The 23,673-nt window shown below is 55.9% G+C and carries 19 protein-coding genes; 10 read left to right on the top strand and 9 right to left on the bottom strand.

What is annotated here, in order from left to right:
* Window positions 1–287: 287 nt before the first annotated feature.
* Together CYR32_RS10300 and CYR32_RS10295 are read left to right on the top strand one after the other, a co-directional pair.
* On the top strand, window positions 288–1,355 hold the full coding sequence (locus CYR32_RS10300) for a mechanosensitive ion channel family protein (RefSeq protein WP_175578815.1): 1,068 nt from the start codon (window positions 288–290) through the stop codon (window positions 1,353–1,355).
* Between the two features lie 232 nt (window positions 1,356–1,587).
* Window positions 1,588–2,205, top strand: a complete 618-nt coding sequence (locus CYR32_RS10295; RefSeq protein ID WP_101824311.1) for a LysE family translocator — start codon at window positions 1,588–1,590, stop codon at window positions 2,203–2,205.
* A gap of 132 nt (window positions 2,206–2,337) precedes the next feature.
* Here CYR32_RS10295 and yajD read toward each other — a convergent pair whose 3' ends face one another.
* Window positions 2,338–2,685: an HNH nuclease YajD gene (gene yajD, locus CYR32_RS10290; protein ID WP_101824310.1), complete on the bottom strand. Its 348-nt coding sequence runs from the start codon at window positions 2,683–2,685 to the stop codon at window positions 2,338–2,340.
* 313 nt (window positions 2,686–2,998) lie between these two features.
* Here yajD and CYR32_RS10285 point away from each other — a divergent pair, with 313 nt between their 5' ends.
* The 4 genes from CYR32_RS10285 to CYR32_RS10270 all read left to right on the top strand — a co-directional run bounded on the left by CYR32_RS10285 (window position 2,999) and on the right by CYR32_RS10270 (window position 5,919).
* The gene (locus CYR32_RS10285) at window positions 2,999–3,985 is read left to right on the top strand and encodes a type IV toxin-antitoxin system AbiEi family antitoxin (protein WP_101824309.1); all 987 of its coding nucleotides are present in this window, start codon (window positions 2,999–3,001) and stop codon (window positions 3,983–3,985) included.
* Window positions 3,939–4,751, top strand: a complete 813-nt coding sequence (locus tag CYR32_RS10280; RefSeq protein WP_101824308.1) for a nucleotidyl transferase AbiEii/AbiGii toxin family protein — start codon at window positions 3,939–3,941, stop codon at window positions 4,749–4,751. Before CYR32_RS10285 ends, CYR32_RS10280 begins: the two co-directional genes overlap by 47 nt.
* Window positions 4,752–5,029: 278 nt before the next feature.
* Window positions 5,030–5,665 carry an AAA family ATPase gene (locus tag CYR32_RS10275; protein WP_101824307.1) on the top strand — a complete coding sequence of 212 codons (636 nt, stop codon included), beginning with the start codon at window positions 5,030–5,032 and terminating at the stop codon, window positions 5,663–5,665.
* Window positions 5,665–5,919, top strand: a complete 255-nt coding sequence (locus tag CYR32_RS10270) for a hypothetical protein (RefSeq protein WP_101824306.1) — start codon at window positions 5,665–5,667, stop codon at window positions 5,917–5,919. The genes CYR32_RS10275 and CYR32_RS10270 overlap by 1 nt, the downstream gene beginning before the upstream one ends.
* A gap of 252 nt (window positions 5,920–6,171) precedes the next feature.
* On the opposite strand, the gene CYR32_RS21685 is transcribed toward CYR32_RS10270, so the two are convergent.
* From CYR32_RS21685 to CYR32_RS10245, 6 genes are all read right to left on the bottom strand, one after another.
* On the bottom strand, window positions 6,172–6,330 hold the full coding sequence (locus CYR32_RS21685; RefSeq protein ID WP_165698221.1) for a hypothetical protein: 159 nt from the start codon (window positions 6,328–6,330) through the stop codon (window positions 6,172–6,174).
* 553 nt (window positions 6,331–6,883) lie between these two features.
* A complete protein-coding gene (locus CYR32_RS10265) occupies window positions 6,884–9,265 on the bottom strand; it encodes a membrane-bound PQQ-dependent dehydrogenase, glucose/quinate/shikimate family (RefSeq protein ID WP_101824305.1) in 2,382 nt (793 codons plus the stop codon).
* Between the two features lie 404 nt (window positions 9,266–9,669).
* Window positions 9,670–10,446, bottom strand: a complete 777-nt coding sequence (locus tag CYR32_RS10260; RefSeq protein ID WP_101824304.1) for an IclR family transcriptional regulator — start codon at window positions 10,444–10,446, stop codon at window positions 9,670–9,672.
* 111 nt (window positions 10,447–10,557) lie between these two features.
* Window positions 10,558–11,901, bottom strand: coding sequence for an MFS transporter (locus tag CYR32_RS10255; RefSeq protein ID WP_101824303.1), 1,344 nt, complete (start codon window positions 11,899–11,901; stop codon window positions 10,558–10,560).
* A 61-nt stretch (window positions 11,902–11,962) separates the two neighbouring features.
* Window positions 11,963–13,165 (bottom strand): CaiB/BaiF CoA transferase family protein, encoded by a 1,203-nt coding sequence (locus CYR32_RS10250; protein ID WP_101824302.1) that lies wholly within the window; start codon window positions 13,163–13,165, stop codon window positions 11,963–11,965.
* On the bottom strand, window positions 13,162–14,103 hold the full coding sequence (locus CYR32_RS10245; protein WP_101824301.1) for a hydroxymethylglutaryl-CoA lyase: 942 nt from the start codon (window positions 14,101–14,103) through the stop codon (window positions 13,162–13,164). Before CYR32_RS10245 ends, CYR32_RS10250 begins: the two co-directional genes overlap by 4 nt.
* Before the next feature lie 233 nt (window positions 14,104–14,336).
* Here CYR32_RS10245 and CYR32_RS10240 point away from each other — a divergent pair, with 233 nt between their 5' ends.
* Both CYR32_RS10240 and CYR32_RS10235 read left to right on the top strand, forming a co-directional pair.
* Window positions 14,337–15,263 (top strand): SMP-30/gluconolactonase/LRE family protein, encoded by a 927-nt coding sequence (locus CYR32_RS10240; protein ID WP_101824300.1) that lies wholly within the window; start codon window positions 14,337–14,339, stop codon window positions 15,261–15,263.
* 201 nt (window positions 15,264–15,464) lie between these two features.
* Entirely contained in the window at window positions 15,465–16,754 is a 1,290-nt protein-coding gene (locus CYR32_RS10235; RefSeq protein WP_277621946.1) for a CitMHS family transporter, read from the top strand.
* Between the two features lie 50 nt (window positions 16,755–16,804).
* Here CYR32_RS10235 and CYR32_RS10230 read toward each other — a convergent pair whose 3' ends face one another.
* Both CYR32_RS10230 and CYR32_RS10225 read right to left on the bottom strand, forming a co-directional pair.
* Window positions 16,805–19,867 carry an efflux RND transporter permease subunit gene (locus CYR32_RS10230; protein WP_101824298.1) on the bottom strand — a complete coding sequence of 1,021 codons (3,063 nt, stop codon included), beginning with the start codon at window positions 19,865–19,867 and terminating at the stop codon, window positions 16,805–16,807.
* Window positions 19,867–21,006 (bottom strand): efflux RND transporter periplasmic adaptor subunit, encoded by a 1,140-nt coding sequence (locus CYR32_RS10225; RefSeq protein ID WP_101824297.1) that lies wholly within the window; start codon window positions 21,004–21,006, stop codon window positions 19,867–19,869. The genes CYR32_RS10230 and CYR32_RS10225 overlap by 1 nt, the downstream gene beginning before the upstream one ends.
* A gap of 242 nt (window positions 21,007–21,248) precedes the next feature.
* On the opposite strand from CYR32_RS10225, the gene CYR32_RS10220 reads away from it, so the two are divergent.
* Complete coding sequence (locus tag CYR32_RS10220) at window positions 21,249–22,658, top strand: efflux transporter outer membrane subunit (RefSeq protein ID WP_101824296.1); 1,410 nt, start codon at window positions 21,249–21,251, stop codon at window positions 22,656–22,658.
* Window positions 22,659–22,745: 87 nt separating this feature from the next.
* Window positions 22,746–23,636: a GNAT family N-acetyltransferase gene (locus CYR32_RS10215; RefSeq protein ID WP_101824295.1), complete on the top strand. Its 891-nt coding sequence runs from the start codon at window positions 22,746–22,748 to the stop codon at window positions 23,634–23,636.
* Window positions 23,637–23,673: the final 37 nt, after the last annotated feature.

Below are 23,673 nucleotides of genomic sequence, written 5' to 3'. Positions count from 1 at the left end.
TGTGAATTACTCTCAGATTTTTTGCCCGTTGTGAATAAGGGTATCGCCTCCCGCGAAAATGCCGGTTGCCGTTTTGATGCCTTAACAAGGGGCTCTGGGGCTGTGCTGTGCCTGAAACGGGCAGCCTGAGTTTTTTTACCCCCCAGGGAGGCCAGTTGGCTAAATGTTTCATAAAATAATGAAGGTACGTAAACAGGTAATCCATAGATAACCGAAAAGACAACGGTTACTGTTTTTAGTGACTTATCTGACAACTCAAGGTTGTTAGCTGAATATAAGGGAAAATGATGCCATTGATATTTAGTGAGTTATCTGGCGCGCCAACATGGGTGGGGGCTTTATTGCTCGTCACTCTCTCGTTCGCAGTGGGTTTTTTAGCCCGTTTTATCCTTCTCAGGTTCATCCGCTATTGGCAGAACCGTGACAGAAAGTTATTCAAATCACTTGAAAAGCATCTTCGTGGTTCCATGTTTCTTTTTATTCCCTTACTGTTGATAAACGTAGGGGTTAATTATATTGACATTCACCCAGACGCCCTTGCGTTTATTACGACCGCCGTCAACATATTTATTATATTATCACTCTGCTCCATTTTAATCCGGTTGATTAACGTGGTGCAGGACATGCTCTTCATACGCTATGACATTAATCTTTCGAATAATCTTCGCGCCCGTAAAATCCGTACCCAAATCATCTATGTGAAAAAGGTCGCCATTGTACTGATTGTGTCATTATGTGTTTCCCTGATTCTGCTCAATTTCCCCAGCGTCCGGAAATTCGGCACGACTATCCTGGCCGGTGCCGGGGTTGCAGGGATAATCATTGGCTTTGCCCTTCAGAAGTCGCTGGTCAACCTGTTTGCCGGGATCCAGATTGCCTTTACGCAACCGATAAAAATTGACGATGCCGTGGTGGTTGAAAATGAATGGGGCTGGATTGAGGAGATAAACCTGACTTATATTGTTGTGCGCATCTGGGATTTACGCCGGCTGGTCCTGCCTATTACCTATTTTACAGAAAAGCCCTTTCAGAACTGGACGCGTAATGACGCACAAATATTAGGTTCTGTTTTTCTGTACGTTGATTATTCCATGCCATTAGATCCGCTCCGCAAGCATTTTGAAAAAGTGCTCAGTGAAACAACACTCTGGGATCAGCAAACCCAGGTGCTCCAGGTGACCGACACAAATGACAAAACCATGACTATCCGGTTATTGATGACTGCTCAGAACTCCCCCACGGCCTGGGATTTACGCTGCTACGTGCGGGAAAGGATGATTGAGTTCATTCAGCAAAATTATCCGCAGAGCCTTCCTCACGTGAGGGCAACACTGAACAATTCCGGTGACCAATAGTTATTAACAGTGGGGCGTACAGATACCCTGAGCGTGCTGCCTGCGCATCAGGGTCATTGTACGTCCGCTTTTCGCACATAGCCCCTGTCTGCGCCTTCCCCCGCCTTAAGTGGACGTCACCAAAAATGAATGGCATCTTTATCAGGCACGTCTCTGATAACCTTGGAATGCGGGTCAGGATGACACCTCTGCCCCTCTGCTGCCCAGGCTGACTAACGTAATAGGGAGGTTTATGACGGAGAGTATGATCGCGCTGTTGGCTATTGGAGCCGCTATTCTGTTCGGGGCGATGAGCCCGGGTGCCAGTTTTCTTCTCGTTGCCCGTACCGCGATGTCCAGTTCGCGGCGGGCGGCCTTCTCCGTGGCGGCCGGGATGGGTTTTGGCGCACTGATATTTGCCGTTATCGCATTAGCGGGCCTGCATGCGCTCCTGACGTTGGTGCCCTCACTTTACACGGGCCTGAAAATCGCCGGCGGTTGTTATCTTTTGTGGCTGGCATTGAAAATGTTCCGCCGCCCTTCACAGCGGCATATTGACACAACCGGGGCCGGCGAAATGGGCGCGTTAAAAGCCTTTGCCACCGGCGTGATGACCCAAATCAGTAATCCCCAGACGGCGCTGGTCTTTGCCGGTATTTTCTCCGCAGCGCTGACCTCGCATATCCAACCCGCCATGTATATTATCCTGCCCTTAATGGCGTTTATTATTGATCTGATCTGGTACTCACTGGTCGCTGTTTTGCTCTCCACCGATGGCCCCCGTCAGGCTTACGTTAAATACCGTAAACTGATCGATAAATTAAGCGGGGGAGTAATGGCCTGGCTCGGGATCCGGTTGCTGCTGAAATAAGGTTCCCGGCACGCCTTCAGAAACCATCCGTCTTTGGTCATCTTCCGCATCACCAGGATGACCGGAAAACAGCGCCGTTAACGTGACAGGCCCCTGCCCGCTTCCCGGTAGCATCAGAAACGGGCACGCCAGTTATGACTTCTTATTCAGCATCGACTTCAGATCGGCAAACGGGTTGTAGGTGGCCGCGCCGACATCTTTTTGCGCGTCTTCCCCCGCCACCACGTTGGTGCCGTACTGATCGGCCTCGGTATATTTCGAGTGTTCGTGATCGTGGCAATAGAGGCACAACAGCTCCCAGTTACTGCCATCTTCCGGGTTATTGGTGTGGTCATGGTCGATATGGTGAACCGTTAATTCACGCAGGTTCGAGTACACAAATTCCCGCGTGCAGCGCCCGCAGACCCACGGATAGATTTTTAACGCTTTTTCGCGGTAGCCACTTTCCAGGCGCGCGTAGTTTTTTGGGATCAGAGCCATTGCTGATGTTACCTGTTATGAAGAGAGTGTGAGGTTCAATCCACGCAGGCTAACCTGCTTACCCGGGCACTTCAAGGTGCATATCACGTGCGCTTTGCGACAACGCTTCCACAACGCTTTTATTCTTTCGGATGTTCAAATAACACGCCCTTTTCCAGGCAGCCCGGCGTTCTCCGGGATGATGAAAATCGTTAAATGCTGCTCTCACCTCCTGCGCTGCTTACATAACTCACACATTTCCATTGCCGCCCTCCCCTTTTGTTCATAAAATTACTTTGTTCATGATTCATGAACAAACAGGGAGTATGAACAGATGAAAGCTGAACAGCTTCTTTCAGAGGCGATAAGCCACCTGCCGGACGGGTTTACCCTGAACGTGACGCTTAACCCACTGCAAACAAAGGCAGAAAGCCGGGCATCGCTGACCGGCCCTGATGGGGAACAGGTGGCGTTTGCGCTGGTGGTGAAGCCGATTCATCGCATGGCGTCGCTGGGGGGAATGGACAGCGCTGCCGGAACGGTTCCCCGGCTGCTGATCTGCAACCGCCTGACCCCGGCACTGGCTGCGTACTGCCGCGAGAAAAACATCAACTTCATCGACAGCGCCGGGAATATGCATATCCGGGTGCCGGGGCTGTATGTCGCGGTGGAAGGCAAGCGGGAGAGGAAACCCGTTGTGGCAGGCGGGCGGTTTCCGGAAGGGGTGATGAAACTGCTGTTCGTGGTGCTCTCAGACCCAACGGCGCTGAATGCCACCTATCGCCAACTGGCGGAACGGGCGGGCATCTCGCTGGGGATGGTCAGCAAAGCGTTCGATACCCTCGAGGGGCAGCGCTACTACCGCCACGCCAAAAGCGGCAGGCGGTTGATGAATACTGAGGAGTTAAACGCGCTATGGATCAGGGAGTACGCCGGTGCGCTCAAACCCAGGCTGGATCAGCTGACGCTGGAAGCACCCTCCTCCTGGGCGGCGCTGGCACCGGCAGAAGGCGAATACCTGGGCGGGGAGCTGGCCGCCGCCAGGCTTAGCGGCGGCTACCTGATCCCTGAGTCGGGCATCCTTTACACCCCCTGCCCGTTACTGGAACGCCGTAACGCGCTGGCCCTGAAACCGGCGCGGGCGGGCCAGTTACAGCTCATCGCCCGTTTTTGGGGATCGTACACCTTAACGCCGCAGGCCGAGGCGATGTTATGCCTGGCCGACCTGCTGGGCAATGGTGATGACAGAAGCCGCGACGTCGCGAGGATAATCAATGGCAACACCCTTAATCTTAACGAATCCGCTCTCTTCGGTTACTGAGCGGTTACTTCACAGCATCAACCGGGTGTGTAAAGCGCAGGCGGTTCCGTTCTTTATCGCCGGGGCGACCGCCCGTGAAATCCTGATCCACCACGTGTACGGCAAAACGATTGGGCGCAGAACCCGTGACATCGATTTCGCGGTTTTCGTCAACAGTTGGGCACCTTTTGACGCCCTGAAACAGGCGTTTATCGACGAGGGGGCCCAGGCCATCACAGGCAATGCCCACCGGATGACGCTGGAGGGCGTCGAGCTGGACATCATCCCGTTCGGTGGCGTGGCGGAAAGCAAGCATGTCGCCTGGCCGCCCGACCGGGACGTGATCATGGCCGTCGACGGGTTCGAGGAGGCGTACCACCATACGGTGCGGGTCGCCCTCGCCGACGGAGAGGCCATCTCGTTCTGCTCATTACCGGGGCTGGCACTGCTGAAGCTTTTTGCCTGGCGCGATCGCGGCGCGGCGAACGGCAAAGATGCGGCTGACCTGTACAAAATCATCAGCGACTACGGCGCTATCGAGGAAGACCGCATTTACGAGCCGCCGGTGGATGGCCCACGGCTGGCGTGGGACCCGGCGCGCATGGGGGCGTTTCTGCTCGGCAGTGACCTCGCGGCCATCAGCGCCGGCGAGGCGCTGGCGGACATTAAACGGCTGGACAGGGAACGCCTGACGGATGCCGTGGTACGGCAACTGCACGCCGTGGATGCCGGGGAGATCGATCAGATGATGGCCGACTTCTGGCAAGGCGTAGAAGCGGCACCCTGACCGGCCCGGCCTGAAAACCGGCAGAGAAGCGGGCCGTTTCCTGCCGGAGAGATCACAATAATAAGTATTACCTGAGAAGTAATACTTATTATGTATGATGAAAAACGTTGAACCTCTCCACACACCGTAGCATTCCCTTCCTCTTTATCCTTATAAAATAAAGAATTAAGTTATAAAACATAACTCACACTTCATAAGTATTACTTGTTAAGTGTTAGTTGACACCTATTACGTATGAAGTCATATTGATGCCATTATGCAAACCATGAGAGACAGCGATGATCACGATTATCGGATGCAATAAAGGTGGGGCCGCCAAAACCACCACGGCCATCAACCTGGCGGTGGGCCTGGCGATGCGCGGTGAAGATGTGTGCCTGGTGGACGCGGACGTCCAGCGCTCTGCCTCGCGCTGGTATGCCGAGCGGGAAAACGCCGGCCTGACGCCGGCCATCACGCTGATTGAGAAGCGCGATAACATTTCCCAGACGCTCAAAAGCCTCGACCAGAAATACAGCCACGTGATTGTGGATGTGGCCGGGCGTAACAGCCGGGAGCTGATCACCGGCGGCACCGTGGCGCACCAGATTATCGCCCCCCATCAGTGTTCTCAGCTGGATCTGGACACCCTGGTTGAATTGCAGCAGCAGCTGGAAAGCATGCGTGACCTGAACCCGGAGCTGAAGGCTTACTGCTACCAGAGCATGGCGACCACCAACCCGCTGTTGCGTGGCAACGAGCGCAAAGAGTTCCTGGATTTCGTCGCGGAGTTTGAAGGCATCATCCCGCTGCAATCAGTCGCCTGTTACCGCAAGGTCTACCGGGATGTGATGTCTGAAGGGAAGTCCGTTCTGGAGGCCCCTAATGAACAAGCCAAAGGCGAAGTGCTGGCCCTGATCGAGGAGATATTCTGATGGCCCTGAAAAAACCTGTCCGCCAGACGGTCTCCGCCTCCGATGCCGATGCGCTGGCCCGGAAACTTGCCGACCGCCCCTACGGCGAAGAGAAGAAAGAAGAGGATGTGGTGACCCGCACCACCATCTCCCTGCCCAAGTCCCTGCTGATCAAGCTGGAAGATGTGGCGCTGGAGAACAAACGCGCCGGGCGTGAGCCGAAAAGCGTCAGCGCGTTAATTCGGCTGGCGACTGAGCAATACCTTGATTCCTGAGACTTATTACGTAACACATCATACGTATGATGCCATAAGTATGATGTAATACTTCATACGTACGATGAAATAAGTGTGATGTCATAACTATGATGTAATACTTATGGTGTCACGCTTCATACGGGTAAATAGCTTTTTATAATTACGCAATGTGAAGTATGAATTCATACTTCACATCCATGAAGTATGCGGCCGTGCCTGCTGTTATAGAACGCGCCTGATAACGTCCGTGATCTCCTCTACCGCTACCCGTCATTTCTCCGCTGGGGGAAGGATGATCAGGGTTTCCGCATAACCGTTCAGCCTCGCACCCAGCTGGCGGATGCAGTCAACATCCACCGGGCGGAATAGCCCCTGCACGCTCTCCTCTTCACGACCCCCGGCGACCAGCGCTATCGATTGGTCAATCACAAAGAGAGTGATAAAGATGCCGGTGCAAAGTGCCGGCTACACCTGGCTTCTTGATCAGCATCAAGATGAAGATAAGCTATCGTCACGCCCAACCGCTCGCCATGTTAAAATAAGCCATTGAAGTATAACTATTAAATACTTATTAAGTATGAATTATTACGTAATAACCATGACTTAATACGTATGAACTATGACATAGGAAGTATGAACCATGAATTCACACCTCTTATTTACCTTCCAGGGCGCTTCCAGAATCCCTCTCATCACGAGACATTTCTCCCGGCATGCAGGCAACAGTTAAGTGTACATCTGTATAGAAAGTTGTAACTAATAACCGGCTCGTTCCGTTGTTGCGGCGTGGCGGGCGGTAAAAAATTAACAGAGAGAAAAGGCAGGCATGGCCCGCTGCCGGGCGGTAGCGATACCGCCAGAGCCAGCCACGCGTGGCGATGATTCTTATGCGGTGTAGGAATGCGGGGGGGGGGAGAAAAGCCGGGCGTATTGGCCTGGGCTTAAGACGCCCAGGCCAGGTTCATCACGATCGTAATGCCGCTTACGGCAAGCTGTAGGCGATCACATCATCCCCGGTTTTTGGGGAGTGCGGTGAACCGCCGGCAAAGATCACCACATACTGTTTGCCGGTTTTCTTCGAGCGATAGGTGATTGGCCCGCTCTGGGTGCCTACCGGCAGGCGGGACTTCCAGATCTCTTCACCGGTGCGGCTATTGTAAGCACGCAGGTAGAAATCCTGCGTACCGGCAAAGAACACCAGCCCGGATTGGGTCGCCAGCGACGGCCCGAGGGTCGGCATACCGATCGGCATTTGCAGGCCGACGCTGATGCCTAACGGGCCGGTATCCTGCACGGTGCCGACCGGCACCTGCCAGACCAGCTTGTGGGTTTTAAGGTCAACGGCGGACAGCGTGCCGAACGGCGGTGCCTGGCACGGCACACCCAGCGGCGACATAAAGCGCTGGCGCATCGAGCCATAAGGCAGCCCTTTCTGCACCACGATGCCCATCTCTTCGCTGCTGCCCAGCCCCGGCGGAATATCTTTCGCCGGCACCAGGTAGTGGTACAGCCCCAGACGCAGGTCGTTCACGAACATCAGGTTGGTGGTCGGGTCAACCGAGACGCCGCCCCAGTTCATCCCGCCCAGCGAGCCGGGGTATTGGATGGCAGTATCCAGCCCCGGTGGGGTGAAGACGCCGTCATAGCGGCTGGATTTGAAACGGATGCGGCACATCAGCTGGTCAAACGGCGTCGCGCCCCACATGTCCGACTCTTTCAGGACGTCATTGCCGATCCCCGGCATCCCGGTTGAATAGGGCTGGGTCGGCGAGTAGCGTTCGCCTTTGGCGTTGCCCTGCGGCACCGGGCGCTCTTCAATATCGGCGATCGGCTTGCCGGTGCGGCGGTCAAGCAGGTAGATCATCCCGGTCTTGGAGACTTCTGCCAGCGCCGGGGTAACGGAACCGTCATCATTCGGGATGTCATAAAGCAGCGGCTGGCCGGTGGCGTCGAAGTCCCAGAGGTCGTGGTGCACCGTCTGGAATGACCAGGCCGGGCGGCCGTCGGCCACGTTCAGCGCCACCACAGACGAGCCATATTTGTCGTCCATTGCGGTGCGCTCGCCCGCATAAAAGTCAGGCGTGGCGTTCCCGGTCGGCAGATAGACCAGCCCGAGTTTGGCGTCATAAGACATCGCCACCCAGACGTTCGGCGTGCCGCGGGTATAGCCTTTGTCAGAGAGCGGCTCGCGGGTCACGGCCGGGTTACCCGGGTCCCAGGCCCACACCAGCTCGCCGGTCACGGCGTTATAGGCGCGTACCACGCCCGGCGGTTCGCTGACTTCAAAGTTATCTACCACGCGGCCGCCGACGATCACCAGATTACCGGCCACCAGCGGCGCAGAGGACTGCTGGTAATAGCCCGGTTTCACTTCCCCCATCCCGCCTTTCAGGTCAACAATCCCGTTATTGCCGAAGTTGGCGGCGGGCTTGCCGGTATGCGCATCAATCGCCACCAGGCGGCCGTCCCCGGTCGGGAAGAAGAGGCGCTGCGGGCTGACGGAGGTCTCCAGCGCGCCCGGCTTGCCGGTCACCTCTTTCGCCGCCGTTGCATCAAAATAGGCGATGCCGCGGCAGCGCTGGTAGGTCGAGTTGCCGCGGCCTGCGGTGTAGCGCCACTTCTCTTTGCCGGAATCGATGTCATAGGCGATCAGCGAGGTATAGGCGGTACAGACGAACAGGTCATCGCCGATCTGGAGCGGCGTATTCTGGTCGGCGGCGTCCCCATGCCCTGGGATGACCGGCTCGCCGGTATGGGCCGTCCAGGCCACTTTCAGGTCTTTGACGTTATCCGGGGTAATGTCGCTGAGGGAGGAGAAACGCGAACCGTGGTTATCGCCCGACCACGCGCCCCAGTGGGTGTTTTCCGTCGCCGGATTGCCTTTTTTGACCACGGGCGCTGTCGCCGCCACATCACTGTTGCGGATGATGCCATGGGGCTGGAACGCACCGGCAAACGCTGCCACCACCCCAACCGCCAGCACAGTGCCCACGCCTTTTGCCCAGGCCCGGGCTTTACGGTCGCGGGTCAACAGCGGCACGGTGAACGCAATAAGCACGCTGCCTGCGGCCAGCGCGAACAGGCGTGAGAATAGCGGCCAGAATTGCAGGCCGACATCCCACAACGCCCAGACAGTGGTGAAGATCAGTGTAATGCCGAACAGGATTGCGCCCCCCAGCCGGCGCCGGAAGATCAGCACCCCACTCGCCAGCAGCAGCAGCCCGCCGATCACGAAATACCCGCTTCCGCCCAGCCAGGCCAGCCAGGCCCCCCCTGCAATAAAATAGAGGCCCGCCAGGGCGGTGACGATGCCCGCGGCCCCTGTCCATACTCTTGCCAGTCTTCCCGGTTTACCGGTAGCCATAAAGTTTCCCTATAAAATTATCATCTGCAAAATCAACATCATGTTTATTGCCACGGTTGTATTCATCTTTGTATACAACGCGCGGGGATGATAAAGATCGGCCGTTCTTCAAGTCAATAAAAAGTTAACAATTGTTAAAACAGTTGGTTTTAAAGGGTTTTTTTGTTACGCATTCGTCAAAACAAGCCCCTTTACTTATCAGGGAATGTATCGTTTTGAAAAGCCTGGGCTTTGGCGGTCGTGCCTGACACTGGCGCTGAATGGGAAGCCGCCAGGCGGGGCCGGGGCAGGCGCAGCGGGAAATATCCCGGGGGATAAGAGGGGAGGGCATTTCGCCCATTAAAAAGCCCGCCGGGTTCCGGCGGGCATGGGGGGCAGGTCTGCCTCTTACAGGATAGGGGAGACTACCCTTCGAGCTTCTGGCGCGCCTCCGTCAGCCGTGAAAAATCGCCGCCCAGCTCTTGCGTGGCATGGATAGCGCTCTGGAAAAGCGCACCGAGCATTTTTTGCATCTCTTTATGGGTGAACCTCTCCCGCGGGCCGGACAGGGTTAACGCCCCCTGCAACACGCCGTCGATGCCGAACACAGGCACAGACACCGACGAGGTCTCCGGGTCACGCTCCCCAAAGGATTCCGCCCAGCCTTGCGCCCGCACATCGTCAAAAAGGGGGTTTTCCGGATGGGTAAAGGCGCTCAGCACCTTGCCGGAGGCCCCATATTGCAGCGGAAAACGATCCCCCTCGCGGATCGAGACGCGCACCGCGCGGCTCGGCTCGACGCGGTAGAGGATCACGCGCCACGCCTGGTCATAGATATAGAACGAGGAGGTCTCACCGCTGATTTTGGACAGGTGTTCCAGATGGGGCAGCAGGACATCCCGCAATCTGAACGAGGACTGATAGAGCGATGACAGCCGCAACGGCTCAGGCCCGACGCTGTAGCGCCCGTCAAGGGACTTCCTGACAAACCCTGCCTTCTCCAGTGAGCTGAGCAGGCGCAGGATGGTGCTTTTATAGAAGCCGGTTCTTCTGGCGATCTCCGCCAGCGTCAGGAAAGGCGCGTCTTTGTCAAAGGCGGACATAATGGCAAATGCCCTGTCCACGGCGGCCGCGCCCCCTTCTCCCGGCGCTTTTACGCCCGGTTTTTTTTCTGATGAAGAGGCATCACCCTTTGCGGTCATAAACGACTCCGGCGCAGTAAAAGCCCCGTTACCGGGGCAAAGTGCCCATAAGTTAATGAACATAGTATGGAACTTCAAGGGTGCCGCGCGGTTCTGTGCAATAAGTGGGGGTTATACCGGGTTTGTGGCCGCCGGCCGGGGTTTATCGTCCAGGTAAAACAGCAACAGGAGTGCCAGAAACGCCGCGAAGATAATGACGCACCCCATCAGCATCATCCCGGTGCTGAAGGAGTGGGTGGCCTCTTTGGCCATCCCCATGATGAACGGCCCGGCGAACCCGCCAAAGGCACCGATGGAGTTGATCAGCGCGATGCCGCCCGCCGCGGCCTGCCCGCGTAAAAACTTGCCGGGCAAGGTGTAAAAGATGGTTTTGGCGGAGATGGTGCCCACCAGGGCGACGGTGATCCCCACCATTGCCGGCAGCAGGCTTTCAATATAGAGCGAGATGATCAGCGCCGCGGCGGCCAGCACCAGCGCGCCGATCAGGTGGAGCACGGCGCGCCCCGATTTATCCACCAGCTTCGCCCAGTAAATCAGCCCCAGCGTGGAGAAGAAGTAGGGGATCGCGGCCAGCCAGCCAATCAGGCTGGTTTCAATCCCCTGCGCTTTAATCATCTGCGGCAGCCAGATCCCGATGCCGTAGGTGCCCAGCGTAAAGCTGAAAGTGATGCCGCTGAGGAGCCAGACGCGCACGTCCCGGAGCGCGGCACGGAAGTGCTCATTTTTACCCCGGCCTGTCTGTTCAGCCGCCAGAAGCCGGGTAAAAGTCTTCTTCTCCGCGGGCGTCAGCCAGGCGGCCTCTTCAGGCCGGTTCGCCAGATAGCGCAGCGTCAGCAGCCCCAGCAAACAGGCCGGCAGCCCTTCAATAATGAACATCCACTGCCAGCCATCCATCCCCAGCACGCCGTGGAGTTGCAGCAGGCTGGTGGAGAGCGGCCCGCCGATCAAAAAGGAGACCGGCGTCGCCACCGTAAACCAGGCCAGCACGCGGGTGCGGAACTGTACCGGGAACCAGACGCTGAGAAAGAAGATCACGCCGGGGAAAAAGCCCGCCTCGGCCACCCCCAGCAGGAAACGGAGCGTATAAAAACTCCAGGGGCCGGTCACCAGCGCCATGGCGGCCGCCACCAGCCCCCAGGTGATCATGATACGGGCAAGCCAGAGCCGCGCGCCGTACCGGTACATGGCGAGGTTACTCGGCACCTCGCACAGGCAATAGCCAACAAACATAATGCCCGCACCCAAACCAAACTGGGCGGCGCTCAGCCCAAGCTGTGCGCTCATTTGCAGGGCGGCGTAGCCCACGCTGGTCCGGTCCAGGTAGTTAAAGAAATAGGCCAGGCCAAGCAGCGGGATGAGCCGCCAGGCCGCTTTCATTAACAGGCGGTTCTCTTCTGCCGTGAGCGGCGCAATGCCGCCCCGGTTCTCCTCAGCAGGGTGCGAAGTCACTGACATACGGTGCCTCAATCGGTAGGGACAGGGGAAAGACCGGTATGCCTGCGGGGCAGGCTTATTATTATGGGGTGGCAGTGTGGGCCACGCCCTGCTCTTCCAGGTGGCGGATCGCTTCCGGGGAGTACCCCAGCGCCGACAGGATGGCGTGGTTGTCGCGCCCGACGGACGGCACATCCAAACGCGCCCCGAAGCGCCGGCCATCCATCTCAAACGGCAGCATCGGGATGCTGACCTGTTCACCCGACGGCAGCGTCACTGCCGTCATACCGCCGGACGCATTGAGATGCACGTCGTCAAACAGGTCATCAGGGCGGCGGATCGGCGAGAACGGCAGGCCGCAGCGCTCACACAACGCCATCACCTCCTCTTTGCTCATCGACAGGATATGGCGGCGGATCGCCGGCAGGATACGGTCGCGGGCATGGACGCGCTGGGTATTGGTCAGCAGGGCAGGGTCGTTGGCGAAGTCCTGCATACCGAACGCCTCGCAGAAGACTTTCCACTGGGTATCACTCACCACGCCCATAAAGATCTGCTCATTCTCTTGCGTGGTGAACACGTCATAGACCGCCCAGGCGGAGAGGCGGCTCGGCATCGGCGCGGCCGACTTGCCGGTCACCGCTTTCTGCATCATATGCTGGGCAACCAGGAAGGCGGAGTTTTCAAACAGCCCGGTCTGCACAAACTGCCCCTTGCCGCTCTGCCCGCGCTGTAACAGCGCCGCCAGGATGGTCACGGCGCTGAACATCCCGCCCATCACATCATTGACCGACGCACCGGCGCGCAGCGGCCGCCCCTCCGGCCCGGTCATGTAGGCCAGGCCGGTCATCATCTGCACCACCTCATCCAGTGCGGTGCGGTTTTCGTACGGCCCCGGCAGGAACCCTTTCATCGAGCTGTAGATGATGCCGGGTTTAATGGCTTTCACGTCCTCATAGCCGAGGCCCAGTTTCGCCATGGCCCCCGGCCGGAAATTTTCTGTAAACACGTCGGCGGTGGCGATAAGCTTTTTCACCGCCTCCAGCCCCTCCGGCGATTTAATGTCCACGGCAAAGCTTTTCTTATTGCGGTTGTAAGTCATCCAGTAACCGGCACCAGAGCCGGTCAGGCGGCGGGTGTTGTCCCCGGCGGGCGCGGGTTCGACCTTAATCACCTCAGCGCCGAGGTCAGCCAGCAACAGGCCGCAGGTTGGCCCCATCACCATATGCACAAACTCAATGACCCGGATACCTTCCAGCGGCAGTCTGTTTTCGTGGGTACTCATGCTTTCTCTCCTGCGTAATGGAAGTTTTTGCCGACACCGGCATCCGGGATAAAGCCATACAGCGGCTCATTGGGCAGCCCCTGTTTCAGGGTTTCACGGGCCACCAGCAGTTTTTCGATCGAGACCCCGGTGCGCAGCCCCATCGATTCCAGCAGGTAGACCAGATCCTCTGTCACAATATTGCCGGATGCGCCGGGCGCATAGGGGCAGCCGCCGATGCCGCCCAGGGAGGCATCAAAGGTGGTGACGCCCGCATCCAGGGCGGTCAGCACATTCGCCAGCCCCTGCCCGCGGGTGTTATGGAAATGGGCGCTGCCGGCCAGCTCGCCGAGGTCATGCTTCAGGCGGGTAAAGAGGCGGTGCACCTGCAACGGGGTTGCGTAGCCCACGGTATCCGCCAGGCCAACTTCATCTACGCCCAGCTCTGCCATGGTATGGGCCATGCGCAGGACGTCATCCTCCTCCACCACCCCCTGGATCGTACAGCCGAAGACCGTGGACAGCCCCGCCTCGACCAGCACGGCCGGGTAGTGCGCATTGCGGCAGGCGATAATCTGCCTGACCTGCTCAAACATCTGCGCGTGGGTTTTATTCACATTGGCGAGTGAATGCGGTTCGCTGACGGAAACCGGAATGGTGATTTTCTGTACCCCGGCCTGAAAGGCGTCCTGCGCCCCGTGCAGGTTAGGGGCCAGTGCAGTGACGAAAACGCCCGGCAGCGTGCGGGCGAACGCCACAATCTCCCCGGTGTCAGCCATTTGCGGCAGCAGCTTATGGGAGACAAAGGAGCCAACCTCAATTTCGCGCAGCCCTGCTGCGGCTAAATCCCTGATCCACTGTTTTTTATGTGCGGTGGGCATCGTCGTGCTGACGCTCTGTAGCCTGTCGCGCGGCCCCACTTCACTGATGAGAATATCACTCGTTTTCTGGTTGCTCATTTTTCCTCCCCGGCATGGCAGAGATACACCGATCACACATCTGAATGTTCTCTCTGACGAAACGTTGTTCTGTTATACATTTGTTGTATTTTTGTTGGGTGTCAATCAACGTTTATCAAAAGCCGCCGTTCCTGCGAGGTGAGTCACACTCACCGCGCGGTTAAGCCGGTACAGCGATGCGGTGACCAGGAACCGTGTAAGCCACATTCATTCAGGACAAGGAGCACCACGCTATGAGCCTATTTCCCCCTCCCGCCGGCAGAACATGTGAACTTTTCACCACCTTGCCGGAGGCGTTTTTCCGCCACGGTGAGTCAGAGTGGGTCCGGGCCAATAAGCCCGGCCAGCCGCTGGCCTCGTTTATTGAGGGGCCGGTGTTTGACCGCCAGGGGAAACTCTATGTCACCGACATCCCCTATGGCCGGATTTTCAGTATCGATACCGCAGGCCGGTGGGCGCTGGCCCATGAGTATGATGGCTGGCCAAATGGGCTGGCCATCCACCGTGACGGCCGGATCTTCATTGCCGATTACAAGCAGGGCATCCTCTCATTTGACCCGGCGTCCGGGGCGTTAACGCCGGTGTTAACCCATGTGCGCAGCGAGAGTTTCAAAGGGGTCAACGACCTGTTTTTTGACCCGGAGGGCTACCTCTATTTTACCGATCAGGGCCAGACCGGCATGCAGGACCCCACCGGGCGGGTCTACCGCTACCACCCCGCCGCCCCTCACCTTGAGTGCCTGCTCTCCAACGGCCCCAGCCCCAACGGGCTGGTATTGGATCACGACGGCAAGGCGCTGCTGGTGGCGATGACGCGCGGCAACGCCGTCTGGCGTTTGCCGGTCTCTTTTGACGGCCCGTCATCAAAAGTGGGGATTTTCACGGCGATGGCAGGCGGGGTCAGCGGGGCGGACGGCATGGCGCTGGATCAGGAGGGCAATCTCTATGTCTGCGATGCGGGGCATGGCTGCGTCTGGGTATTCAGCCGCCGCGGCGTGCCGCTTTTCCGGTTCGACAGCTGCACGCCGGGCACGACGCTGACTAACATCGCATTCGGCGGCACCGACAACCAGACGGCCTATGTCACTGATTCTTCTACCGGTTCAATCCAGACGTTCCAGGCGCTGGCCCCCGGAAAGCGGCTCTACTCCCATAGCTGACCGGCCGGCCCCATCGCCTTCCGCCCGGCAGCACGCGCCGGGCCTGGTGAAATACGGTTAAAAGACGATCTGGCTCAATATTTTTACATTCCTTTTACATCCGCCCTTGACGCCACCCTTCTCCTGCCGCAACAGTAATCAAAAAGAAAACGATGTTCTATCCAGAAGAACACTCTGCTAACCCGACAAGAAGGTGCCCCTGTGACAATTCTCAGCTATCTCATGATCGGCGTGTTTATGTTCCTCATCATGACGCGCAGGCTCTCCGCGTTGCTGGCGCTGATCCTGGTGCCGCTGGTGTTTGCCCTGATTGCCGGGTTCCACGCGGAGCTGGGCAAGATGATGATGGACGGCGTGAAGCTGCTGGCCCCGACCGGCGTGATGCTGACCTTCGCCATCCTCTATTTTTGTGTGATGACCGATGCCGGCCTGTTCGATCCCTTTATCCGGCTGATTGTGCGGATTGTAAAAGGCGACCCCCTGAAAGTGCTGGTGGGGACGGCGATCCTGGGCATCTGCGTGGCGCTGGATGGCGACGGGGCCACCACCTACCTGATCTGCACGGCCGCGCTGCTGCCGCTCTACCGGCGTCTTGGGATCCGGCTTCAGTACATGGCGACCGTGCTGCTGTTGTCGATTGGCGTGATGAATATGCTCCCCTGGGGCGGGCCGACCGCCCGGGCCGCCAGCGCCATGAAAGTGGATGTCGGCGAGCTTTTTATGTACCTGATGCCGGTGATGTTGTGCGGCCTGGCCTGGGTGGTGCTGGTCTCTGCGCTGTTTGGCCTGCGTGAGCGCCGCCGCCTGGGCATTGTCAGCCTGGACCTGAGTGACGAGATGGCGCAACGCTGTGCCGTGGGGGATGCCCGCTACCTGTTCAACGCGGTGCTCACGCTGGCGCTGCTGGCGATGCTGATCCTCGGCACCCTGCCGATGGCGACGCTTTTTATGATCGCTTTCGCGCTGGCGATGCTGGTCAACTTCCCGCACCTGAAGCAGCAGAAAGAGATCATCGCCCGGCACGCAGACAACGTGCTGGCGATTGTCTCCCTGATTTTTGCTGCGGGGATATTCACCGGTATTCTGTCGGGCACCGGCATGGTGGATGCCATGTCAAACAGCCTGGTGAACTCGTTGCCCGCCTCCGCCGGGCCGTGGCTGGGGGTCATCACTGCGCTGATCAGTATGCCTTTCACCTTCTTTATGACCAATGACGCCTTCTACTTTGGCGTGCTGCCGATCCTGGCGCAAACCGCCGCCAGCTATGGCATCACCCCGATGCAGATGGCGATCGCCTCGCTGATTGGCCAGCCGGTGCATCTGCTCAGCCCGCTGGTCGCCTCTACCTATTTGCTGGTGGGTATCCTCGATCTGGATTACGGGCTGAACCAGCGCGCCAGCCTGAAGTGGGCGGTGGGCACAGTGTTCGCTATGCTGGCGGGGGCGATAGTGTTTGGGGCCGTGCCGCTGGCGCAGGCGTTGGGGGGGTAAAGGGCAAAAAAAAGGTGCGCCGGGCGCACCTTTTTATGCAGTCTATGGTATTAGCAGGATCGTTTACGCGCTCGTTTCTCTTCACTGTTCAGCAGGAACATCATCAAAACCGGAAGCAGCGTCAGGGTAAAGGCCGTGGCAGCCACCAGTCCGCCGATGATGGCGTACGCCATTGGCCCCCAGAATACTTGCCGGGCGATCGGTACCATGCCAAATATGGCGGCGCAGGCGGTAAGCATAATCGGCCTTGAGCGGTGGAGCGCCGCATGGGTGACCGACTCTTCCACGCCCATACCCCGCCTGATGTTGTTATCCACTTCGCTGATCATGATGATCGCATTCCTGATAATCATGCCGCTGAGGGCAATCACGCCCAATATGGCAACAAAGCCCAATGGCGTGCCGGTCGGAACCAGCGCAATCACCACCCCAACAAAACCAAAGGGGGCCATCATGGCTGCCAGCACGACCCGTGAGTAACTTTGTAACTGCAACATCATCACGCCCAGCATACATGCCAGTGTTACCGGTAATACGTCAAACAACGAGCTATTACCTTTGTCTGAGCCCTCTGATGCACCACTCTCAGCGATCATGTAACCCGGCGGCAATGTACGGCTTAACACACCCATCGCCTCCGCCAGTTCCCCATTGACCTCATCGGCATTCTCCCCCGGCGTGACGTCCGCCTGAACCGTGATCAATGCGGCGCGGTTACGCCTCTCAATGACCGGTGATTCCAGTCCCCATGTCACACTGGCGACCTGTGCCAGAGGAATATTGGCGCCTGTGCTGTTTCTTAACAGCATACCGGCCAGATTCATGGTGTCTTGCTGCTCTTCCTGCCCGGCGCGGAGCACAAGTGCAGTCAGACGATCATGGTTGCGGATTTTCGTGATCTCATTGCCGCTGTAATAGAGGTTTAAGGCCTGGGAAATATTTTCGGTGGTCAGTCCTGCGGCACGGGCTTTGGTCTGATCGACATCCACCACAATCGCACGCTGAGGCTCACCGGACGTCATATTAATGTCGCGGATATGGTTATTGCCTGCCAATACCTGGGCCAGTTGCTGGGCGTATATACCCACTTTTTTACTGTCCTGCCCCTCAACCCGGTACTTTATCGGCCAACCGACCGGCGGGCCCATCTCCAGTGGTGAGACACGGGTAACGCAGTTGTGGAAACGCTCATTGAGGAGCGTGGTCAATCTTTCCTGTAGCGCAAAGCGTGCTTCAAGGCTTTTTGCCACCACAATGACCTGCGCCTTGTTTTCAGCCTCTGACTGGACATCCATAGGCAGGTAAAACCGGATGGCTCCCGTGCCGATGTAACTTGTATAACGCGCCAGGCCCTGCTCTTTAGCCAGAAACGTTTCGAGCTTTTCTGTTACGCGCTGGGTTTCCTGTTGTGTCGTGCCCTCCGGCAGGGCCAGGCTGACCAGCAACTCAGGCCGGTCAGACGCGGGGAAAAATTCCGTTTTCAGCCATTGGCTTGCCCAGATGGAAGCAAGCAGCAGCATACAGGAACAGAGTACCACTGACAGTTTATGGGTAAGTGAAAACCGGAGGAGGGCTGCGTAAGCTGTGGCGAGCCGCCCCTGCGTATGCTGCGGATGGGAACGTTTTTTAGGTAACAGCCAGACGCCGCTCAGCGGTGAAAACAGCACTGCGACCACCCAGGAGCTAAGAAGGGAGATTAATACCACCATAAACAACGAATAACAGTATTCACCGGCAGCAGACCTGGCAAACCCTACGGGTATGAAGCCGGCAATCATCACCAGCGTGCCGGTTAACATGGGAAACGCTGTCGTGGTGAAGGCGCTGGACGCGGCTTTTTTAAGTGTCTCCCCCCGTTCAAGGCTCGACACCATCGATTCGATGGTGATCATGGCATCATCTACCAGCAGCCCAAGCGCGATAATTAATGCCCCAAGCGAGATGCGTTGCAAACCAATGCCCGCCAGCGCCATGCCGGCAAACGTCATGGCCAGCACCACGGGGATCGCCACGGCAACCACCAGACCGGCGCGCAGGCCAAGTGAGACAAAGGAAACTGCCAGGACGATCACGATAGCCTCTGTCAGAACGTGAGTGAAACCCGAGACGGCCTTTTCCACCACGGCAGACTGGTCGGCCACTTTCGTCACCTTCATACCCACAGGCATCGTCGCCTGAAGCGCAGCCATTTTGTCGTCCAGCGCATTGCCGAATTCCAGCATATTGCCGCCAGGTGCCATGGCAATGGCGATACCTGCCGCGCGCGTGCCATTTACATGAAAGACCGGTTTGGGCGAATGGGGAGCCTCGGTAACGATACTGACTAATGAGGTCAACGGAATCGCTTTTCCATTGAGGGTAATGACTTCATCCTTCAGCCGGTCTACTGTCGAAAGTGCGCCTGTGACGCTGATGTCAATGATGTCTTTATCAGTGCGTAATTCACCTGATGGCGTCACCGCATTCTGGCTGCGGAGTGCGCTGACCAGGGTTTCCGGGGAGAGGCCCATCAATGCCAGATGTCTGGGCGAAAAACTGAGCGTAATCTGCTCATCCTGAACGCCCAGGAGCTGGGTCCGGCCAATATCGGGCACAGTCAAAAGGGCTTTTTGAATGGCTTCAACACTGTCACGCAACTGGCGATCGCTATAGCCTTCGGCCGTAATGCCATAAATAGTGCCATAAGTGGCATCATATTCATCATTGACGGCAGGCTCGCCCACACCTTCAGGCAGTTGCGGCGCTAAATCATGCATCTTTTTGCGCAGCAACGCCCAGGCAGGTTTCACCTGGTCAGGGGGCGTCTCATCTTTTAGATTGACTGTAACTTCGGTAAAGCCCCGCCGGGTCTGGCTTTCAATACTGTCGATGAAAGGCAGCGCCTGCGCGGTTTTTTCAATCTGGTCTGTTACATGGTTAACCATATCGGGCGGTGTTGCGCCATTCCATTGCGCACTGATCACCGCCGTTTTTATCGTAAATGCAGGATCCTCATCCCGCGGTAGTGAGACGTAGCAGAGATAACCAATAGACATGATCATCAGTAATACAAAACTGACGATCTGCTGATGTTCGATAGCCCAGGTGGAGAGGTTAAACTTATTTTTTTGCATTACCACGTACCATCCTGCTCAACCACTTTCATGCCGGCTTCAAGCCTGCTGACCCCGGCAACCACCACTTTTTCCCCCTGATTAAGGCCGGCAGAGATGGCCACTTCGTTCCGGCAGAAATATTTTATAGCGACCGTTTTGAGCGCCAGTTTTCCAGTCCCGGGTGAAATAACAAAGACAGCCGGTTTATCCACTTTGCGGGTCAGGGCTGAGGCAGGGATCGTAATGACATCATCCTGGCCATCGATAACCGACCCTGTCAGGTCAGTATTAAAGGGCAGATCGATACGCTGATTTTCAAACGCGGCTTTGACCGCAATAAGTTGTGTCGTGGTATCACTCTGCGGGCTGATGGTAAGCACAGTGGCGTCAGAGGTCTTGCCTGAGGAGAAGCGTACTTTGATTTTGTTGCCGGGGTGCAAACCCGCACTGTATGACAGGGGCAAATTCAACATAACCTGTTTATTTTCATCACTCACCAGTTGCATTACCTGTTGCCCCTGGGAAAGCATCTGGCCCGGAGACGCCATGACTGCCGTAATGACGCCGTCAAAAGGGGCTTTTATCCTGTTCAGGTCGGAGGCATTCAGCGTCTCTGCTGCCTGGGCACTTGCCTGTGCTTTCTGTGCTTGCGCAGAAGCAAGAGCTGCCTGCGCCTCTTCGAGACGGGCCTGTGATGCGGTGCCGATGACAATCAACTGTTTTACCCGGTCAACCGCCAGCCGGGCTTTGTGCTCCTGGGCAGAAGCCTGGTTAAGCGCTGCTTTGGCCGCTTGCGATTGTTCCCGGCTCAGGGATGCGTCAAGCACCGCCAGCACGGTACCCGCTTTTACATGGGAGCCGACGTCTGCATAACGCGCGGAAAGGCGCCCAGGGAGACGGAAAGCAAGGGAAACCTCACTTTCCGGTACCAATTTCCCGGCCCAATTTATCTGCCGGGAGGGTGTCGCCGCGGGTGTGGTAACCGCTTTGACGCGCGGCAATACAGCCGGCGACGGCGGCGGCGCCGGATCATTACAGCCGGTAAGCAGTGTGATAAAAGCAGCAGCAATTAAAAAAGATAAGGTTTGAAAGGGGTGGGGATATTTGGCGCTGTTTTTTTCATCCAAATATGGCAGGGTGTGAATAATATCAGGCATCGGTGTCTATCCAGAATAGTAATACCTCCAGTTTAAGGTGAACAGAACAAGAAATGCTGAAGGTAAAATCAAGATATTGTCAATACGGGAAAATGGTGGAGGAATAAGTGCGCCTTGTACATTCCTTGATTATGCGTTGGCGTTTTATTGATAACAAAAAGGCATACTGTTTAACGCGTTGTATATAACCTTACTTATACGCTCATCTTAATGTCACTATTCTTTTGAGAAAAATCAGGGCCATGATAACAGAATGCAAAAGCACATCAATTATTCTTCTGACATGTGTGGGTTTATCTGGTTGCCAAATCCATCCGGATTATCAGCCTCCTGAAGCTCCCGTTCCCGCTACATGGAATGCCAATGACAGTGAATCAGAATCAGGGAAAATAATAAGTTCGGCGGACGCCTTTTTTAAGGACGATAAAATTCGTCATATCGTTTATTTAACTTCTGAGAAGAATCAGGATCTACGTACTTCAGCCCTGAACCTCAGGAAAGTTTACGCACTTTATGGTATGCAGCGTCTGGCTTCACTGCCGTCGGTGAATGCATCATTAGGGCAGACGTCGGCACATCTGCCTGCCGGTTTACTGGACACGGTGGATACCGGGGCGATTACCTACCATCAGTATGATGCCAAACTGGTGTCGGCCTCCTGGGAACTTGACCTTTGGGGACGCGTCCGCAGTTTAAAAGACGCGGCACTGTATGATTATCTCGCCAATGGTGCACAGGCCCGCGCGCTGAAACTCGAGACGATCGGCCAGTCTGTGTCTGCCTATTTGACCCTCCTGGCGGACAGAAACCGACTGCTGCTTTCAGAGAAGAAAACTGCCAACCTTAAAACGATATTTGCCATGTACCAGGCAAGTTATCAACTCGGTGAGACCAGCCTTGAAGAGGTAACCCTGTATGAAAATAATCTTCAACGTGCAGCCCAATACGATGCCGCATTAAGACTGTCGGTTCAGAAAGAGTACGATGCCCTCCAGTTTATGCTTGGCGGCGCTATCCCGGAAGCGCTGATGAGTGACGAGGCTTTTGATCATGACTGGGAATTTGGCAACCTTAAGCCCGGACTGCCGGCGAATATTCTTCTGAAACGGCCGGATGTCATCGCTGCGGAATACCGGATGAGACAGGCCAATGCCGATATGGGTGCCGCAAGGGCCGCATTTTATCCTTCAATTACCTTAACGGCTGAAGGGGGAAGCTCCTCGGCAGCGCTGAAAAATCTGTTCAGCGCGGGTACAGCCGCCTGGAGTTTTTCTCCTGACATCACTCTGCCTATTTTCAATAACGGCCGTAATAAAGCCAATCTTGAGGCGGCAGAACTTACCCAGCAAGCAGCGGCGGCTGACTATGAAAAAACCCTGCAACAGGCTTTCCGGGATGTTTCTGATGCGCTGGCAGGCCGGATTGCGCAACAAACGCAATACACACTTTCGGCCCAGCTTTTCAGCACTGCGCAGAAAAATCTGGAAATGACGAGGCAAAGCATCCGGGCCGGTGAAAAAAACAAGCTGGCTGCACTTGAAGCAGAAAATAACCTTATTGATGCAGAAGAGGATAAAATCACCAGCAAGCTTCAGTTGCTTTTACAGAATGTACAACTTTATGAGGTGCTGGGAGGATATACGGTTACTTAGCTACTGTCGCAAAGCAATTTGAATGACATTTAAGAGTAGAAAACAATACCCCTGCTTCCCAGCATCTTATATTACGCAACCAAAGAAATGAAAAATCTGAAAAGAGCATTATATGGATGGGTCGGCTCTGACCCGCAAACTTACCGTACATGTTTTTATAATTACGGTGGCAGTATCAACGTTCACCCGGATGTGTTTGAATTTATAACAGCGCAGACTGGCCAGAAAGTTTCCTATTATCACCAGGAAAAACAAGGAGAAGTGATTGCAGCCTATGCACTGATCGACAATCATACTTTAGGGGTTAAAAATTGGTATGATTACCCTTTATCTTATGACGAAGTGCTGTTGCCTATTGCACCAGGCTGCAAAGTCCTCTTCCCTGAAAACTCGAATAAACTTTCCTGCTTAAACAGGGACAACATTGTCAATGCAAATTTCTCTTTAGGAAGGAAAAAGAGAGTCTGTATTGCTAAAGGGGACTACTCATCAAAAACAGAGAAAAACCGGCGAAATGAATATAACCGGTTTATCCGCGCAGGGGGGCACTATTACGATTTGAATCAGTTTTCTCCTGAACAACTTGCCGATTATTATATCCAGCTTTTCGAATCCAGATTTGAAGGGACAGTACATTGTTTTTCCAGATCGCATCTCATCGACATTCTCACTCATTTAAATGGTTTAATTTTTGGCCATATTCTTTTTGTCAATGAAGAGCCTTGTGCAATAGATTTGATTTTTATGGCTGAAACAAAAGATCAGGTCTATTTCGATATTCCTAATGGCGGTGTCAACCGGAAGTTTTCTCATTTAAGCCCGGGCAGCATATTGATGTGGATGAATATTAATGCTGCCAGGAAGTATTGTGAAATTTCCGGAAAGACGATGCGGCTTTGCATTGGCGCGCTGGATGAAAACTGGAATTATAAACTCCGCTGGGCCAATGCACATGCGACCGGCAGAACTTTTCTTTAGCTTCAGTGCGTTGCATGATGACCTTGTGGTCATCATG

Origin of the sequence: Chimaeribacter coloradensis (genome assembly GCF_002858715.1) — a bacterium.
GTDB lineage: Bacteria > Pseudomonadota > Gammaproteobacteria > Enterobacterales > Enterobacteriaceae > Chimaeribacter > Chimaeribacter coloradensis.
Note: the sequence above shows the minus strand (reverse complement) of the source record. Positions and strands in the feature narration are given on the sequence as shown.

Coding starts and splice junctions, on each gene's coding strand:
- CYR32_RS10265 (WP_101824305.1), bottom strand. CDS start 9,265: ATGGCTACCGGTAAACCGGGAAGACTGGCAAGAGTATGGACAGGGGCC.
- CYR32_RS10275 (WP_101824307.1), top strand. CDS start 5,030: ATGATCACGATTATCGGATGCAATAAAGGTGGGGCCGCCAAAACCACC.
- CYR32_RS10240 (WP_101824300.1), top strand. CDS start 14,337: ATGAGCCTATTTCCCCCTCCCGCCGGCAGAACATGTGAACTTTTCACC.
- CYR32_RS10225 (WP_101824297.1), bottom strand. CDS start 21,006: ATGCCTGATATTATTCACACCCTGCCATATTTGGATGAAAAAAACAGC.
- CYR32_RS10260 (WP_101824304.1), bottom strand. CDS start 10,446: ATGACCGCAAAGGGTGATGCCTCTTCATCAGAAAAAAAACCGGGCGTA.
- CYR32_RS10215 (WP_101824295.1), top strand. CDS start 22,746: ATGAAAAATCTGAAAAGAGCATTATATGGATGGGTCGGCTCTGACCCG.
- CYR32_RS10300 (WP_175578815.1), top strand. CDS start 288: ATGCCATTGATATTTAGTGAGTTATCTGGCGCGCCAACATGGGTGGGG.
- CYR32_RS10270 (WP_101824306.1), top strand. CDS start 5,665: ATGGCCCTGAAAAAACCTGTCCGCCAGACGGTCTCCGCCTCCGATGCC.
- CYR32_RS10285 (WP_101824309.1), top strand. CDS start 2,999: ATGAAAGCTGAACAGCTTCTTTCAGAGGCGATAAGCCACCTGCCGGAC.
- CYR32_RS10245 (WP_101824301.1), bottom strand. CDS start 14,103: ATGAGCAACCAGAAAACGAGTGATATTCTCATCAGTGAAGTGGGGCCG.
- CYR32_RS10250 (WP_101824302.1), bottom strand. CDS start 13,165: ATGAGTACCCACGAAAACAGACTGCCGCTGGAAGGTATCCGGGTCATT.
- yajD (WP_101824310.1), bottom strand. CDS start 2,685: ATGGCTCTGATCCCAAAAAACTACGCGCGCCTGGAAAGTGGCTACCGC.
- CYR32_RS10230 (WP_101824298.1), bottom strand. CDS start 19,867: ATGCAAAAAAATAAGTTTAACCTCTCCACCTGGGCTATCGAACATCAG.
- CYR32_RS10295 (WP_101824311.1), top strand. CDS start 1,588: ATGACGGAGAGTATGATCGCGCTGTTGGCTATTGGAGCCGCTATTCTG.
- CYR32_RS10280 (WP_101824308.1), top strand. CDS start 3,939: ATGGCAACACCCTTAATCTTAACGAATCCGCTCTCTTCGGTTACTGAG.
- CYR32_RS10220 (WP_101824296.1), top strand. CDS start 21,249: ATGATAACAGAATGCAAAAGCACATCAATTATTCTTCTGACATGTGTG.
- CYR32_RS10255 (WP_101824303.1), bottom strand. CDS start 11,901: ATGTCAGTGACTTCGCACCCTGCTGAGGAGAACCGGGGCGGCATTGCG.